The sequence below is a fragment of the Candidatus Jordarchaeum sp. genome, assembly GCF_052745115.1.
This window is the reverse complement of record NZ_JBRAKS010000047.1, coordinates 1-16,357: the sequence shown is the minus strand read 5'-3', so window position 1 is coordinate 16,357 and position 16,357 is coordinate 1. Positions and strand designations below refer to the sequence as shown.

Here is a 16,357-nt window from a genome sequence, read left to right as displayed (position 1 = left end):
CCGCCTTGAACTGTTGAAGGTTCTGCACTTCTATTGTTTGAAGTGTAGGGTGTGCCACCACCCGGTTAATGGGTTCTACACCCTTTTCCAGGTAAGCAAGTCCTATTTTTTTCTGTTTTTTCCTTTTTCCATTATTTAAATCCCTCGCAATTCATTCCATCCCCTTAAAGAAGGCGGGCTTTCTTGCTTCATTTTTTGTAAAACTCATTTTTCCCCCACCGAATTTTTTCTCTTTAATAGAGGTTAGATAAACTAAAAAATCAGTTACATCAGCATTCAGAACTGATAGTAAACATGTAGGAAACTGGCGAAAAAACAGAATGGAAGAAAGGGAAGATTATAAAATTCGTTTTAAATGATCTAAAAAGATACTATGAAATTCGTGATTAACAATCCTTTAATCTCAATTTGGACCTTCAATTTTTTCTACAGTAAGTTAAGTTTCCGTAGTACATTCACTGCTTGAAAAGTGTTTTCCAGGGTTGATATTCCGAGGTCTGCTCGAGCGAAGCCTCCGTTAGCGCGTTGGCATTTTAAGGTGAAATCCGCTGTTTGTTGTGGAAATCTGCATTTTTCCCCGAGCAAGTTAAGAGTCATTACTCCTGCGTATGTAAATTCTATATACGGTTTTAAAGAATGGGGAACAATAGTGAATCCGCCATGAGGCACTTCACATTTTCTCACAAATATTATTATGCCACGTAATCTCTCTATATTGTATTTTAAAAGGCAAAGAGAGGCTACAGCATAATACGTTGAGATAATGTTGGAATGCCTGTTTGCTCCAAATCCGCCATCTTTATTCTTGAATCCGAGCAACCAATTCTTAATTTCTTCTCCGTTAAACTTTACATGTAACATTTTTGCAAGTTCTAAAACCATAAGTGAAGACTTGAAGCCTGAAGAAAGCTCAGCGTAGACATTTGTGTTGCAAGAATGCTTTTTAGAACTAATCACGGAAGTAACATATTCTCTAAAACGGTCATCCAGTTGTTCGCCGCACAATGCTAAAGCCTTGCCAACATAATAATAAGTATAAATACTGTATATTTCAAGTGAAAGCAACCATTCAACTGTTTTTTCCATGTTGGGAAAGGGTGAATTTAACAAATTCAGGATTGCTAATCCATAGTAGGTATCCTGTGCGTTTGATTCGACGCCTGGACAAAAGGTGTACCCCCCATCATTGTTCTGACCGTTTGTAACATATTTTATGACGCCTTTAGTTAAAAACGAATCGGCGAGTCGCTCTTTTTTTATACCTAGAGTTCCTTCGTTTCCTAAAGTCAACCGCCCTACTTCACGCAAACTAGTACACACTCTTTCTTCTTGAATACTGGTAGAAGCCATCAGCCCCTGCGAGATTTGAAGCAAGGGCGGTTAAAGGCGAGCTTCATCACCTGCGCTAAGTGAAAACATGAGAGCCAAAATATAAAAAATTACCTCTTCTATAAGCGGGGCTGATGCCCACTGTTATTGAAATAAGGGTGTTTTGCCGGCAGTTTCACTAAGTAGGGACGTATAGGAATTTTTTTCTGACCAAAAGGAAAATTGGAATAGAGGCAAGTTGAGCCACTACCGAGAATGCAATGAGAGCGGGAATCGAGACATCATAGAGCATTCCCATTAATGCACTGCCTAAAAACCAGAATATCCCAAAGCCGGTATTAAAAATCCCATAAGCGGAACCGCGTCTATCAATTGAAACCATACCCGCGATAATAGCTCTCATAATGGACTCCTGCGCTCCCATACCCACACCCCATAGGGCAACACCTAAAAGAGCAAAGTAAAAGTTGCCCATGAAGGCTAAAGGAGCACAGACCAAGGATATGATGGTAGCAGCAATCAGAATAGGGATGCCTACTCGATCAAATAATCGTCCTAACAGAAGTGCAGCAAGAGCATCAACTGCCATAGCGGTAGCATAAAAGATAGGAATCCAATCATCTGAAACTATGGCAACTTCTTTGAAATGAAAGGCAATCAGAGAGAAATCAACAAACCCCGCAGCAATTAAAGCGACTGCGACAAGATAGAGCCAGAACACTTTTGGATAGCCCTTACTTTGCAGTTTAGCCTTTTCTTCTTCGAAGGCACGGGGGCGAGGATATAATAACCGTGCCCTGGCAAGGACGCTTAGCGCGAGGAGAGCTGGTACAAGCAGAACAGCAAAGCTTACCTGGTAACTTCCTTCGAAATAAAGAATCGCAGCCACAATTAGGGGGCCAAGGATAGCCCCTATTTGGTCTAATGCTTCATGGATGCCGAATCCCCAGCCCCGTCCCATTTGTGTTGTGGCGTGTGAAAGCATAGCATCACGGGCAGGTGTGCGGATACCTTTTCCCATTCGCTCTGTGATTATGAGGAGGATTGCAATATCCAACCGCCCTGCCAGTGCTAGGAGAGGGACTGCAAAGAGGTTTATTACATATCCCGATAATGTTACAGTCCAATATTTCCCTGTTCTATCGCTAATATAACCGGAAATAAAACGTAGGCCATACCCGATCAACTCTCCTAATCCCGCAACAATTCCTACGACAGTTCCACTTGCTCCAAGGATAGAGAGATACGGGCCCGTGATGCTGCGTGCCCCCTCATAAGTCATGTCTGCAAAGAGGCTCACTACACCCAGTAGTATAATAAACTTGGTAGCTTCTTTTAAAACATACTTATTACCTTTTCCTATTAGCCCCACCTATATTCCCCCCATATTTTTAATACAGATAATAATATCGGAAAATAAATAGCACTTTATGTATTCTCATGTGTAGGAATTCCTCCATAAAATGTAGAGTAAATAATGCTATATGAACCATAAATATTCTGTAAACTCTTTAAATAAGCCACGGTGCTTTCATCTTTAAAATTGATATCCAAAAGGTTCAGGATAGATAAGGCATACAAAGCATCTAGAGCATTTAGCTCTCCTAATCTGTAAGAGCCAAATCCAACTTTTTCGCATTTACCTTCCATTATATAACTAACAGCTTGTTCTTCGTATTCATTCATAACTAATATTTCCTTCCAATAATATTGATTGGTAGGAGTTATCAACTATTAGGTGGTTAAGGGTGAACTCCATCACCTGTATCTATACGAGTGTGAATGGAATTATTTTTTTAACAGATATTTAAGCATTGTTGCCACGTAGGTCTGCTTGGACGAGTTAGCTGACTTAGTGTTGAATGAAGGATGAAAAGGGTTTATTGGTTAAAGTATTTTTACCTGTTTTGGATTTGTTCGTAGACTGTTAGTGTTTCGAATCTGACATTGTATTGTTTCAGGGTTCGTGTAACTTCTTCTAGGTTCTCTATTGGAATCATGAAGCATCCGTCTCCTAGTTTCCTTCCGCCTCTTTGTTCGACCATTTTCTTTAAATTTTGTTTTCCAAATAATTTGTAGATTATTTTCATTTTTTCTTTTTGAGTTAGGCTTTTGAGGCTGTAGGTTATTATAGCCATTCGTCGCAGGGTTTGCAGAAGTGCTGGGACACATGGTGGGTATCTTAAGTATAGAATTACTCCATGCTCGAAAATGTCTTTTAAGAATGTTGGCTCTGTTTTTTCCCACAATTCCTTCAGTGTTCTTGTCAGAACTTGGGTAAACAAGCCCAATCTCCCGACTTTTTCGTAGAGTTCTCTGCGGTTTTTCCACATAGTTTGGTCATTTTCAAAAACTACGAGTAAGTCGTAGTCTGAATACTCGTCATAATTGCCTTTCGCTCTGCTTCCGAATAGGATTACAGCTAATACGCCCTCAACTTGTGCTACAGCATTCACAATGCTATTCAAATTTGACTCCTGCTCTGTTTTCAATCTCATTTATTATTCTCTCCATAGCCTCAACTGCTTCTCGTGCTCTATTACCGTTTAATCCATCATAGCCTAAGTCTCCATAGGCTCCCCAAACTATTTCTAGATCCGCAGCGATTTCTGGAAATTTTTGTTTTGTCCATTTAATTCTTCTTGCATGTGCTGTTTTTGGGTTAAGATGGAAATGTATTTCTTCTTTGGATGCTGCTGCCTCAATTGCTTGTTCTACAGCCTTTATGACCAGGTCGCCTACCACAGTGTATCTCTCCCTTTCATACTCCTCCAATGCTGCCTCCCTTTTCTCTTTTGGCTAATCTTGAATGGTGTAATGGATCTCCCATTTCAACGACATCTGTTCTTGTAATAAGAATTTTTCCAATTATAAATATTTTCTTCAGTAGTATATGTCATTGTCAATTGCTCAAATTCAAAATATTTCACCTCTAAGATTTGGGAAGAAGAAATTTAAGAATTAAGAGATGTGGAAATTGAAGTGGAAAAATGAATTCCAAAACCAAGAGTTAATAGTCGAACGCATCTTCTCCAGTATGTCAGCGTTATTCGAACTGACCGTAAAAGTGGTGGAAGCTACTGGAAAAAAGGAAGATTGTAAGATTCTTCTTAGAAGACCTAAAAATGTATTCGAAATCTCCGACTAAAAAATCCTTCTACATTAAGATTATAGACCGGACTCTACCCTATGAGAAAATATCAAGACCATTATATGAACCGCTTCACTCTCTCTTTTTTCCCTAATTTTATTTGGTCGGTGGACTGCCAATCTCCTTTTTAACTTGCTGATAAGACCTATTTAATGATATACAAATGGGCTTTGAACCAGTTCTCAGAATTAAATAATAATTTTCTATAAAAAAAGAAGGACGGTTGAATTATTTTTTTCTAACTTTTTATTTTACTATCCATAGGTCGCGTGGGAAGTCTTTGGTTAGGATTTCGGATCCCTTTTTTGTTACAAGTACGATGTCTTCGGGCATGGCTCCTACGAGCTGCATCTCTAGGTCGAAGGCTCCCACCTCCACGCAGAACACCATGTTTTCCTTTACTATGGTGGGGTTGTCGGGTATGATCCATGGTGGTTCGTGGTTTGATAAACCCATACCGTGTCCTACGAAGTTTATTATGTGCATTTGCATGGGATCCTTCTTCTTTAGGGCTTCAACTGAGGCTTTGTGTGCGTCTCCCACTTTTGCGCCCGGTACCAGAGCGTCTATGGCTGCCTGTTCCCCTTCTATGGCTAATTTGCTTAGTTCTATTTGTTTTTGTGGGGGGTCGCCTACGTAGAAGGTTCTTTGCCAATCCATCTGGTAGCCTTTGTAGGTGGGTCCGCAGTCGCTGATTCCCATGTCTCCTTTCTTTATGATGCGGTCTACCGGTCCAGTTATCCATCTGAAGACTCCGCCCTCTTCCTCAGCGTTGCTTGTCCAGCACAGCCAGGTCGAACAGTTCGGGGATTCCAGTAAGTCTTGTTCGGCGCAGGCTCTCCAGAAGGCTCTGTGTATATCTAGCTCGTTTACACCCGGTTTGATGGTTTCAAAGGCTGTCTTCAAAACTTTTACGGATCTCTTGCAGCCTTCACGGATGATTCCGATTTCGTATGGTGTTTTTACGCTCCTCTGCTCCCATATGACCGGGTCGGCGGCTACGATTTTTGCCGTGGGTAGTCTTTTGTTTAGCAGGTCGTATTCTTCAAATGAAAGATAAGTATCTATATCGGGGCCCTTTTCGACTCCAAGTACGCCCTTATCTAGTTTCAATTCTTTTAATGTGTCTATTAGTAATTGCCAAAACTCGCTCGGAATCTGTTGTCCTGTTAGAAAAGAAGCCAGTAATCTTCCGCCCTCAGTTTCACTCCAGAAGCGGTTGTCCTCAACATAGGTTGTTAACAGATTCTGCCAGTAGAAGGCTCCATGGGATACATTGACTGGGTCATGGTCTCGTGGTATGATCATGCAGGAGCGCCACACCCAGTTGTGCATCTGGGCAACATCTGTCCATCCACCGTAGTATCGCCAGTTTAAGGGAGAGAATAATATCATAGCATCCATTTTATGTTTGGCTAATAGTTCTCTAGCCGTTTGTACACGTTTCTTATACTCCGAGTATGGCATGGTCTCCCATTTTTTCTTGGTTACCTCTCCTTTTTTAGCCATTTAAATTCACCCACTTTTTAGTATATTATCCCGCGGTGTGAAAAAATAACTACTAAAAAATCTAAGACCAAATTTATAATATATTTTTCTGCTTAATATATAAGCCTAATTCCCTATTATGAATCGTGGTTCTTTAAATTCAGGTGCTTGACACCATAATAATTTATAATTGATATCATGGGGCGTTAAAAAACTATCTAAACCATTAGATTAAACGTGAATCTAATTTTAATTAAGAACAGTGATAGAAAAATTTTTACACAATTGATACATGATTCTATATAAAAATGCTGAAATTCGTAGCTTAATAATAGAATAGACCATTATTAGTAAAGGGAAAGCAATTCTGGGACTGTGCAAGATAGGTTTTCTAAAAGGAAATAATTTTAGGTAGGTTACCAATGTTAGGCAAAAAGTTGAGACGGGAATTTAAACCAATAAGTAAAAAACAATTAGGGGCGTTAGCGGTCTTAGCACTGATTTTCATCTCTTCCCTCACAATAATCATCTTATTTACGCTGCCTGAGAATAACCCGGTTCTTGGACAAGGATTATTTAGCAGCGGTCAGGGTATAGCTAATTACCCTAAAGATATTATATCCCTTTATCCAAATCGAAATGATAGCAATGTGGATGGTATCCCGAGTGTAGGTTCTCATTCCTACTGGCCAAATTTGGCTGATTCAAATAATAGTACTTATAATATACTTACCGAAAGCAACACTAACACCTCAATTACTTTAACACTTGTACCAAATGGGGGAACTGGAACTACACAACTTTATCCTTATCCCGATACAAAACTAAATTGGGAATGTTGTAATAGCTCTGACGATGACTCTTCCTATGTTTTTTTAATAAAACACTCACTTGGAAACTGGATTTATACAAGTTGGAAAATCCTCCAGTAATTGAGTGGGCGATTATAAATTATATTGAGGTTTACATAAGAGTTAAACTACATCTTTTAACAGAGTCCACATACAGTAGTGTGGTTCCCATGCTTTATAATCCGAATTGGACAATAGGAGTACAGCAAGGAAAAACTTTCACTGTGGATCCTGGTGATTACGTAAATTTCTCTAGCAGGTGGGATCAAAATCCGGATACACTTGAACCTTGGAATTGGTCTGATTTGACGGATTTACAGGCAGGGATTAGGGTGAGACTTCCTCGTGGGCATGCTGCTGAGATAAGGTGTACTTATGTTTGGGTTGTTGTGAATTACACCGTACCAGATTATAAATTGGATTTAGAGCTTCAGTGGACAAATATTCCCCCAAGTGCGTCTGATAGCAAATTATGTATACTAACAGGTGATTTTTTTGGTGATGAGAGTCTTAGTATATGGTACTGGACTGGTAACGGTTGGACTGAAATTATTTCTAATCTACAAAGTAATACGTGGAATAATGAATCATTAAAAATTGATAATTCCGTATTTACTATTCGGTTTAAAGGTAATAATGATTCTTTAGATAGATTTCAAGATTCTTGGGAAATTGGTTTGACCGTGGTGGTTGTAAACTATATCCCTCCAGTGATTCCAACTAATTTTGTTTTGTTTTTAGTTGCCTTTTTGCTTGGGGGTGGAAATGAGCCCAGTTTATCGCCTACTGCACTTATTATTGGTGCTGTTGCCTTATTTTCAATTTTGGGTCTGGTTGTTAGTCGTTTCTATGTTTCCGGGGAGGCTGCATCTTTCCGGAAAAGGAGGGTTAAGCAGTTAGAGGAGGCTAGAGAAAGGATTAAGAGAGCTTTGGAGGAAGGTGGTGGTGGTGGTGGTGGAACATCTTAAGATTCTGGTGATGGGGCCTACTAGTGCGGGGAAAACGTCCATAATTAGGCAAGTAATCTATGGTTTGGAGTCAAGGGAACTTGCGATTATGGAGCCAACTATGTTAATTAAGGTTCATCCGGATTATACACATGGGAATTATCTCTGCAAATTTTTTGATACTGGGGGACAGGAAATGATGTTTAATGAGTATTACCGTCCAGAAAGGGAAGAGCCTCTTTTCAGTAAGGTGAACATTTTTATTTATGTGGTTGACTCTGGTGATCCTAAAATGATTCATCTTGCAAGGAAAGAATTTTGGCGGTCTATTAGTAGAATTACTAAGTATTCACCTCAAGCTTTTCCCGTTATTTTTGCACACAAACAGGATTTGAAAGTGCACCTACCGCCGGATGAATTAAGAAGCGTTCTAATCGGACCAACTGAACTAAAATACCAAGAATATTTTCCCAAAGATCCTCAGGAAAGAAGGCAAATAGAAAAAATGGTGAAGAGAATCATAGTTTACGGTACATCAATAATGGATCCTATTAGAGGTCCTAATGAGCATAAGGCTTATTGGATTAGATCCGATGGAGCTGTCATTGAAATCCTCGACAAGTATAAGAGATTTATCAAAAATATGAAGATACTGGGTACCGGAGCAAGAAAAGTTTACCCGGAAGAATTTTTAAACTATCTCGTGTTTTTGCTAAAGGAATTAGACCGTAATTTAGGGTCTATGGGTAGTGTAATTGTGGATAAATTAAATAATTTTATCATTGCGACCACCCTTAAAGAGAGTGAAGTCATGGATACAACATTGGGAAACACAATAGCACATGCCGCTATTATCTTGGAGGAAAGAGAAAAAGACTTCCCGAAGGCAATCATTTTTAGGGCAGAAGTTTCATTAATTGTATTGAAAAGTATAAATGAAGAAATAGCATTTTTGACCGCGCTTCCAGGGGATAAACAATTAGATGAAGAGGAATTGCGTGTAATGGTTGAAAAATCCTTAGAAAAAATTTCAAATGTTTTTAGAACTGTAAGTTGACACTTGGGGGAAATGAATGCCGAAAGGAATTTTTATCACTTATTTTGACGCTGTTGAGGGTGTGATGCTAAAACCAGAATACACGTACATAATAGATAAGACAGAGATAACAAACAGTTTGGCTCAACAATTATACTTTGCACACTCCACGGGAGAAACCAAAGAGTATCTTGAAATAAAAATGGGGAACCTTAAAATTTCAAGCTACTACTCTGGAATGGTTCCGAAATCAAGTAACCAAATATGTATAGCGTTGGTACTGGAAGAAAAAGAGATAGGAGTAGCCTACAAGGAGTTTCTCAAAACCAAAGCCATAGAAATAATTAAACTATTGGATAATGGTGGCAAAATCAAAATCCAAGAAATCTACAAAGAACTGGAAAAAAGAGAAAAAACCGTAGATAGGACACATCTCATGATACGGGTATTGGCAGACGAAGAAACCTGGAAGAGTCTCGCTGCTCTCCGAGAAGGAAAAACAGTGTCTCCATTAACCCTCTCTAATCTAAAAAGGTTAGAACTTGTATCCGAAAAGCGTAACGGAGAGACAAAGTTTGAAATTATGAAGATAAAAATTTTCAAAGCCCCCTCAAATTCAATAATAGAGGATTTAGAAAAGGGAAAAGTGCCTCCAAACATTATGTCAGAGGTGGGTCAAAAAGTCACAAATGCAATAGATGAACTCCAAAGGCAAATAAGACAGGAAATGGAAGAGAGACCCATAGATATTCTTGAACCGCTGGTAAACTCAACAAACTATCAGATAATTAAAATTCTTGAAGAAGAGGGAATAACCTCAATAAAAAATCTGGTAAGAAGAATAGGGGTTGAGGAGGAAACTATTCTATTTCACGTAGAACAACTAAAAAATCACATGCTAGCAGATCATACAAAAGAATACGTATACCCGCTCTTGAAAGTAACAATAGAAACAAAAATCGAGGAAAAGAGCATCATTAAACGAATAAAAAATTTATTCAAAAAAACACCGCAAGCAAAAACTTCTAAAAAAACCAAAAAAGGAAAAAATCGATAATCATATAAAGATAACTCAATGCCATTGAAACTCTTTTTGATTCCAAGAAAATAATTAAAAGTGAAATCTGAGAAACTCTTTAACAAATACTAAAAAATTTTAAAGAATATACAATTTTTAAAAAACAGGTCTAAAGACTCATTTTCGCTTTGAACGCATTCATTAAACGCTTTATCTCCATCAGGCCTCCCTGCAGCCCAGAAGTTAGTCAATTTGCTTTTCGCCTTTGAACTCGCGTTCACGCTGTTTGTAAAGAGGATCATCGAAACTAAGGGAATCGGGGTCAATTAGCCACCGGAATTTTCCATGAGCTGCACTCTTATCGAGCTCTCGCCGAAGGCGTGCATATATTTCGGGCGTAAATGTGGCGAGAAATTCCCAGTCGGCCTCGATTGCGAGCGTTGGACATACCTTCCAACAGAAAAAGCAGTATATACAGGGAGTCTGGATGCGTGGCGGATCAGCCTCTATATCAATACCTTTGACCGGACAATTATCCTGACAAGCGTGGCAAAGAGTGCATTTATCCATATTAATGCTAAGATGGGGGCTTATCCTTTCTAATAATTCCAAGCTGTACATTTCAGCTTCACGTACCCACTCTTCAGATACAGGCTCTGGTTCGGGAATGAGACTTGTGTCACCCTCAGTGATACGCTGGCTGCGCTCTGCGACTTCTCTTCCAAAGGAGCGCGCCTCTTCTAAATCAAGAGAGTCAGGATGACCGGTGGTTAGTGTGGGATACGGTAAATAGGGCATTTTGGAGTCAGCATAGGTGTCATGATAGCCCATAACCATGATTCCTTTTTTCTTTAAGCGTTCCGCCATAGAGGGAAAGGTGTTTGCTATAATTGAGCCGTGTGTGCAAAATAGGAACCACTGGCGATTCCTCAGCTCTGGTAGCCCGTCTATAAATTCGCGCACGTTGAACGGTTCCTTGTAGTAGTGTGTCGGGCAGCCCAATCCAACTAGATTATAATTCTGCAACGCGCTAGTATCCACATTATTTATATCCGTTATATCGCACTGCCCGGTCACATCGACTACACCGTTCCGGATGCACTCAGCCACTTTGCGTGTATTGCCCGATTGAGAGAAATAAATTATCAGAGTTTTCATATTATCTCCACTCCTCATCATATACGCATGGAAACCTTTTAAAAATTAAGAAAAGGACAGATTAAGGGTTTCAAGATTTTCATTAAAAACTGAGTTCAGAGACTCATACCTGCTTTGAAAGCCTTTAAATTTATTTCACCTGTGCCCGGGGGAGTATTTTCCATAATTCCCACCTCTAGACTTTCTCGTCTAATGGGAATCATGTTTGTGGCGTATGCTGCTCCCAACATAACCATGTTTAACGCCCTCGCACTTCCGGTTTCTCGGAAAGAGATATCGGTACCATTAATGGTTCTTACTTTTTTAATCTCCAATTGTTTAAGGTAGTCTAATATCTCTTCAACTGTAGGGTACTTGTGTGCCAGTTGTTCCGACATGTCTCTTAATCCGTCGCGAGATAAACCTCGGGTTTCAATGGGATAATTATTCGTGATTACGGTGGTTTCCTTGTTTCCGTAAATTGCTGATACCTGAAGTGCCACCAGGGGTTCAAAGGCAACTATCAGGTTCGCTCCTCCTTCTGGTATCCTTGGAGAGTAGAGTTCTTCGCCGGTCCTAATGTAACAGTAAGTTAAAGCGTTTCTATGCGTCCAGGGCGGAACATCGGCAGACAGAACATTTCTCCCCTCCTGAGAGAGAGCTATCACAAGCAATCTTTCAGTAAGAATAATCCCTTGACCCGACAAACCACAAATTATAAGATTCAAATCTTCATTCATAAACACGCATCCTCCTTCACTTAATCTCCTCTATCGCCTTATGAGGACATATCTGAGGGCAGACACCACAGCCCACGCACAAAGCCAAGTCTATCTCCGGGGACCGATCTGGTAGATTTGGATTATCCGTCCAAATCATAGCTATGCATCCAAAGTTTTCGATACAGTAACCACATATGGCACAGTTTAAACAGCGTTTAGCCTCCTCAACCGCCAACTGCTCCGAATATCCCAACATTATCTCCTTAAAACTCTTCTTTCTCTCCTCCGCTTTTAACACTGGCATGGATACCCGCTTTTTCCTTATAACTCCTCGGGGAATCGGTACCACTTCCAGCGGCGTATTTTTGACCTCTTTTCTTCCCTCAGTTAAATCTTCACCCCTTAGATAGCGGTCTATGCTCTCCGCTGCCATGTGTCCGGTTTGCACAGCCTCCACAAAACTTGCAGGCCCATTAACACAGTCACCAGCTGCAAAAACCCCCGGAATATTAGTCTCCAAGGTTTCCGAATTAACTTTGAAAGTTTTAAGTGGAGTTTTATCCAATTTTTCAAAACCCGTAAAATCTGGTTCCTGACCGATAGCTATGATTATAGTATCGGCTTCCATGGTTGATTCTGTGTTCTCATCAAATTGCGGTGAAAATTTTCCTTCGGAGTCAAACACGCAGCTACATACTATTGTCTCTAAACCTACAACCTTGTCATCCTTAGTTAGGATTTTTTTGGGTCCCAGTGAGGGGCAGAGTTTAACTCCCTCTTCCACCGCTTCCTCTAGTTGCCATTCATGGGCCGGCATCTCGTCACGTGATTCTAAACAGACCATGTAAACTTCCTTTGCTCCCAATCTTATCGCACACTGGGCACAATCCACTGCCACATTTCCCCCACCAATGACAATTACCCGGTCTCCTAGTTCGATACTTTTCCCTCTCTTCACATCCCCCAGGAATGGCAAACCGTAAAGAACACCCTTACCTTCTATTCCCTCCAGTTCAATCATTCGAGAATTCTGTGCACCTATAGCCACTAGCATCGCTTTGAATCCCTCATCCCAGAGTTTATCAATTTCTGAGATTATGGTTCCTGTTCTTAACTCTATTCCCATGTTCAAAACCTGATTGATTTCTTTCTCGGCAACTTCTCTTGGAATCCTATAATCGGGAAGGCAACTAGTTATCATTCCCCCAGGTTGCTCCGAAGCCTCGAAAATCGTTACCCTATAACCCCTCTTTAACAAATCGTAGGCCGCTGTTAACCCCGCGGGACCAGCACCCACAATAGCAACTTTCTCTTCCCTATTCGACTCAATTCTCTTCAGACACATTTCATCTGAGCAAAAATCGGCTACAAAACGTTTCAAATCCCTTATGGCTATGGATTGCTCTATATCACTTCGTGTGCAATCTGTTTCACATGGATGATGGCAAATACGCCCACAGATAGCCGGAAAAGGCATCCTCTCCAGAATAACCTCTAGAGCTTCCCTGAATTTTCCCTCAGATATGAGGCTCACATATTTGGAAACGTCTAGATCCACTGGGCAGGCCGCACGGCAAGGAGACCTACTCCCGGTCCAAGCCTGACACAATTCTTTATTTATTTTCCACTGATTCCCAATAAGTTTCAGACTCATTTTGCAGTCAACCCCATTATTCTTTGTGCAAGAAGGGCGCAGGTTTGTCTGGCTATAACCACAGCTACGCCCTCCACCTCCATAGCTTCTCTGAGAGTCTCGGTGGTTTCCTCAAAATCATATGGATCTACCACCTTAACATAGTCCACCTGGAAGGCTTTCACTATCTCTTCGATGTCCAGTACCTTAGTAGGTTCTCTTGTTGCGGTAATACCGAATGCACCTGGATGGGGCTGATGCCCAGTATTACCAGTTGTTCGGTTATCTAGAACGTAGAGCAGTAAATTGGCTTTGTTATAAACCGCATTAACTAGAGCAGACATTCCCGAGTGGAAAAACGTGCTATCACCAATATATGCAATCACCTTATCTTTTGAACCGGCATGATAGATTCCGCTCGCCATACTGAGTCCAGACCCCATACTGAGGTTCGCATGTGAAGCGTCAAGTGGCGGTACAGCCAACATACCGTAGCAACCCACATCACCAATGAAAGTAACATCCTCTCCGTAAAGCTCATTACAAACGGTCTTCATAGCAAATCCAGCAGCCAGTTCGGGACACCCCGGACAGAATCTTGGAACATTAATAAAGAACAGTTCCTTGTACAGCAAATTCTTGCCTTTTTCGATTCTTTCCTCTTCTTCCCTTGGCAGGAAAGTCACACCTAGCATTTTGCCCAACGCTTTTCCGATCATGTTTCGAGTAATCTCGTTGCAGATTGGAATATCTTCTGTGAGTTTGCCAAAAATCTTGGCATGCTTGTCCATGTTCGCTGAGATTGCGCACACCTCGGTTTCTACAAAAGGTTCAATCTGCTCCACCACCAAAACCTTCTCCGTTTTTTCCAGTATTTCAGTAACCTTGCTTTTTGGCAGGGGGTATGAGGTGACTAGTTTCAGGACCGCCATCTTGTCTTCCATACCTAGATACTTTATGGCTTCCATAGCTTCCTGGTAACACTCACCTACCGCAATCACCCCAAACTTGGCATCCTTACCAAAAACTAGCGTGTTCCAGGGTAGCTCGTCCACAACTTGTTCAGTGTACTTTGCTTTAGGCAGGGAACCCACAGTGTTCTCCCATTCTTTCACTGGTAACTCATCGTGAAACCTCATATGCTTTGCACCAAAGGGCTTCATAGGCCAGGGGAAAGCGTCACCTAGAAGCCAGCGGCGATTCTTATCGAAGTTTGTTTCCCTCTCCCGTATATCGTGATGAATTTCTCCAAAAGTAACAGGGGCTCTCTGATAAGCCAATCCAGTAGTGATTCTAACCACAACCGGGAGTTTAACCTTCTCGGAAAGCTCAAAGGCGCGGAGCGTGTAGTCTTTAACCTCTTGTATTGAGGTAGGCTCGATGACCGGAACTTCAGCATACCTTGCCAAATAACGAGTATCCATCTCATTCTCCGTTTCTAAAGCACCCGGATCATCGCCTACAGCCAATACAAAACCAGTGGGACCGAGATTAGCTCCCTGAACCAGAGAATCTATGATAACATTCATACCCAACTGCTTCATAGGCGACATGGAACGCACACCAGCCATGGCTGCCCCCAGAGCCACATCATACGCAACTTTTTCGTTAGACGACCATTCCACATGCATTGAGGGATAGATTTTAGCAGCCATAGCCAAGCTCTCTATAGTGTACTGCAGGGGTGAACCCGGATATGCAGCCACCACCTTAACACCGGCTTCAACAGCACCTCTGGCAATCGCCTCATTACAGCTAATCATAAATGTTTTTCCCGGAAAATCTTTAGCCACATCACCACTAGCCCACTTCAAAAAAGTGGGAGGAGCGTAAGTTTCTTTACCCATCTTCAAAATCCTCTCAATAAATGACTTTTAAACTATTATTCACTAAAATTCATAAGTCTATCTATCATCCTGTCCTAAATAATTTCAAACTCAAAGGAATAAAAAGATAGTAGAAGGTTATAAAGTAAGTTTTGTGTTTACTAAAGATATAGGAAAAGAGATAAAAAAAATGTGAACCAGAGTGCTTGGTCAGTATTTTTATAAATGTAAATTACGCAAATGTTTAGTAAATTCTTAGAGGTTGTGGATATGGAAAAAGGATTGTTAGACCGGGTTGCCTTGGTGACCGGGGCTGCTTCAGGTATCGGTCTGGCCGTTGCTCTACGTTTCGCAAAAGAGGGAGCAGAGGTTTCCGTGGTAGATCTTAATCTTAAAGAAGCGAACAAAGTAGTAAATAAAATTCAAGATCTGGGTGGAAAGGCCATTGCGGTTCAATGTGATGTATCAGATGTGGATCAGGTAAGCAGGGCAATTGAAGACACCGAGAGGAGGCTCGGAAGAATTGGCATCCTTGTAAATAATGCGGGTATAATTAATTTTAGTCTGGTAAAGGATATGACAACGGAGCAGTGGCATAAAATATTTAAAATCAACGTTGATGGTATGTTCTACTTCTCAAGGATTCTTGTTAAATCCATGCAAAAAGGGGATAGAATAATTAATATGTCCTCACAAAATGCATTATGCGGTCAAGTCACAGCTGCTCATTACGCCGCAACAAAAGCAGCGATATTAGGATTTACAAGATCCCTGGCACTGGAGGTAGCGCATAAAGGAATCACTGTAAACGCAATAGCCCCTGCAATGATATTAACACCAATGTCGGAAGGGTTAGAAGCTATGCCAGACTATGCCAAGGAGGTACCTGTTAAAAGGTACGGGACACCAGAAGACGTAGCTGCAGTTGCATCCTTCCTAGCGTCACAGGAATCCGGCTTCATAACAGGACAGGTAATTGTTGTTGATGGAGGAAACATCCTATTAAATCCAACTCAACGAATTCTGGTCCAACTCCTAGGATTATAAAGTCATGATAAACATAAAAATACTCTAGCCCATCTACTCACATAATAAATTTTAAAGATTTACCTATTTTTTAAAATTTTTTCTTTTAACAATAACAAAATCACAATGAAAAATATTTTTATTTTTCAAAAATAATTATTAAAAATATTACAATATCTTACAATAACTATAT

General features: G+C 40.6%; 16 protein-coding genes and 2 riboswitches. Of the genes, 6 read left to right on the top strand and 10 right to left on the bottom strand.

The features are described 5' to 3' along the window. Window positions 1-426 precede the first annotated feature (426 nt). The 5 genes from ACUVXA_RS05285 to ACUVXA_RS05265 all read right to left on the bottom strand — a co-directional run bounded on the left by ACUVXA_RS05285 (window position 427) and on the right by ACUVXA_RS05265 (window position 4,104). Complete coding sequence (locus ACUVXA_RS05285) at window positions 427-1,350, bottom strand: prenyltransferase/squalene oxidase repeat-containing protein (protein WP_445870199.1); 924 nt, start codon at window positions 1,348-1,350, stop codon at window positions 427-429. Beyond that, window positions 1,334-1,410: riboswitch (Fluoride riboswitch) on the bottom strand. (Overlaps the previous gene by 17 nt.) Window positions 1,411-1,507: 97 nt before the next feature. Further along, on the bottom strand, window positions 1,508-2,611 hold the full coding sequence (locus tag ACUVXA_RS05280; protein WP_445870200.1) for an MFS transporter: 1,104 nt from the start codon (window positions 2,609-2,611) through the stop codon (window positions 1,508-1,510). 146 nt (window positions 2,612-2,757) lie between these two features. After that, complete coding sequence (locus ACUVXA_RS05275) at window positions 2,758-3,015, bottom strand: hypothetical protein (RefSeq protein WP_445870198.1); 258 nt, start codon at window positions 3,013-3,015, stop codon at window positions 2,758-2,760. Between the two features lie 25 nt (window positions 3,016-3,040). Then, window positions 3,041-3,101: riboswitch (Fluoride riboswitch) on the bottom strand. Between the two features lie 126 nt (window positions 3,102-3,227). After that, window positions 3,228-3,827, bottom strand: coding sequence for a nucleotidyltransferase domain-containing protein (locus ACUVXA_RS05270; protein WP_445870197.1), 600 nt, complete (start codon window positions 3,825-3,827; stop codon window positions 3,228-3,230). Continuing rightward, window positions 3,790-4,104, bottom strand: a complete 315-nt coding sequence (locus ACUVXA_RS05265) for a hypothetical protein (RefSeq protein ID WP_445870196.1) — start codon at window positions 4,102-4,104, stop codon at window positions 3,790-3,792. Before ACUVXA_RS05265 ends, ACUVXA_RS05270 begins: the two co-directional genes overlap by 38 nt. Before the next feature lie 202 nt (window positions 4,105-4,306). Here ACUVXA_RS05265 and ACUVXA_RS05260 point away from each other — a divergent pair, with 202 nt between their 5' ends. Further along, complete coding sequence (locus ACUVXA_RS05260; RefSeq protein ID WP_445870195.1) at window positions 4,307-4,477, top strand: hypothetical protein; 171 nt, start codon at window positions 4,307-4,309, stop codon at window positions 4,475-4,477. A 249-nt stretch (window positions 4,478-4,726) separates the two neighbouring features. Here the strand turns inward: ACUVXA_RS05260 and ACUVXA_RS05255 are convergent, their stop codons facing one another. Further along, entirely contained in the window at window positions 4,727-5,989 is a 1,263-nt protein-coding gene (locus ACUVXA_RS05255) for a M24 family metallopeptidase (protein ID WP_445870194.1), read from the bottom strand. A 401-nt stretch (window positions 5,990-6,390) separates the two neighbouring features. Here ACUVXA_RS05255 and ACUVXA_RS05250 point away from each other — a divergent pair, with 401 nt between their 5' ends. From ACUVXA_RS05250 to ACUVXA_RS05235, 4 genes are read left to right on the top strand one after another with little or no spacing between them, the layout of a single operon-like run. Continuing rightward, window positions 6,391-6,900 (top strand): hypothetical protein, encoded by a 510-nt coding sequence (locus ACUVXA_RS05250; protein WP_445870193.1) that lies wholly within the window; start codon window positions 6,391-6,393, stop codon window positions 6,898-6,900. Beyond that, complete coding sequence (locus tag ACUVXA_RS05245) at window positions 6,882-7,787, top strand: hypothetical protein (protein WP_445870192.1); 906 nt, start codon at window positions 6,882-6,884, stop codon at window positions 7,785-7,787. The genes ACUVXA_RS05250 and ACUVXA_RS05245 overlap by 19 nt, the downstream gene beginning before the upstream one ends. Beyond that, window positions 7,765-8,823, top strand: coding sequence for a GTPase domain-containing protein (locus ACUVXA_RS05240; RefSeq protein ID WP_445870191.1), 1,059 nt, complete (start codon window positions 7,765-7,767; stop codon window positions 8,821-8,823). Before ACUVXA_RS05245 ends, ACUVXA_RS05240 begins: the two co-directional genes overlap by 23 nt. Before the next feature lie 16 nt (window positions 8,824-8,839). Continuing rightward, on the top strand, window positions 8,840-9,859 hold the full coding sequence (locus ACUVXA_RS05235; protein WP_445870190.1) for a hypothetical protein: 1,020 nt from the start codon (window positions 8,840-8,842) through the stop codon (window positions 9,857-9,859). Between the two features lie 204 nt (window positions 9,860-10,063). Here ACUVXA_RS05235 and ACUVXA_RS05230 read toward each other — a convergent pair whose 3' ends face one another. The 4 genes from ACUVXA_RS05230 to ACUVXA_RS05215 all read right to left on the bottom strand — a co-directional run bounded on the left by ACUVXA_RS05230 (window position 10,064) and on the right by ACUVXA_RS05215 (window position 15,159). After that, a complete protein-coding gene (locus ACUVXA_RS05230) occupies window positions 10,064-10,978 on the bottom strand; it encodes an EFR1 family ferrodoxin (RefSeq protein WP_445870189.1) in 915 nt (304 codons plus the stop codon). A gap of 95 nt (window positions 10,979-11,073) precedes the next feature. Further along, complete coding sequence (locus ACUVXA_RS05225) at window positions 11,074-11,697, bottom strand: 2-oxoacid:acceptor oxidoreductase family protein (RefSeq protein ID WP_445870188.1); 624 nt, start codon at window positions 11,695-11,697, stop codon at window positions 11,074-11,076. 16 nt (window positions 11,698-11,713) lie between these two features. After that, complete coding sequence (locus ACUVXA_RS05220; RefSeq protein WP_445870187.1) at window positions 11,714-13,333, bottom strand: FAD-dependent oxidoreductase; 1,620 nt, start codon at window positions 13,331-13,333, stop codon at window positions 11,714-11,716. Next, on the bottom strand, window positions 13,330-15,159 hold the full coding sequence (locus tag ACUVXA_RS05215) for a thiamine pyrophosphate-dependent enzyme (protein WP_445870186.1): 1,830 nt from the start codon (window positions 15,157-15,159) through the stop codon (window positions 13,330-13,332). Before ACUVXA_RS05215 ends, ACUVXA_RS05220 begins: the two co-directional genes overlap by 4 nt. 249 nt (window positions 15,160-15,408) lie before the next feature. Between ACUVXA_RS05215 and ACUVXA_RS05210 the strand changes: the two genes are divergently transcribed. Beyond that, complete coding sequence (locus tag ACUVXA_RS05210; RefSeq protein ID WP_445870185.1) at window positions 15,409-16,185, top strand: SDR family NAD(P)-dependent oxidoreductase; 777 nt, start codon at window positions 15,409-15,411, stop codon at window positions 16,183-16,185. Window positions 16,186-16,357 lie beyond the last annotated feature (172 nt).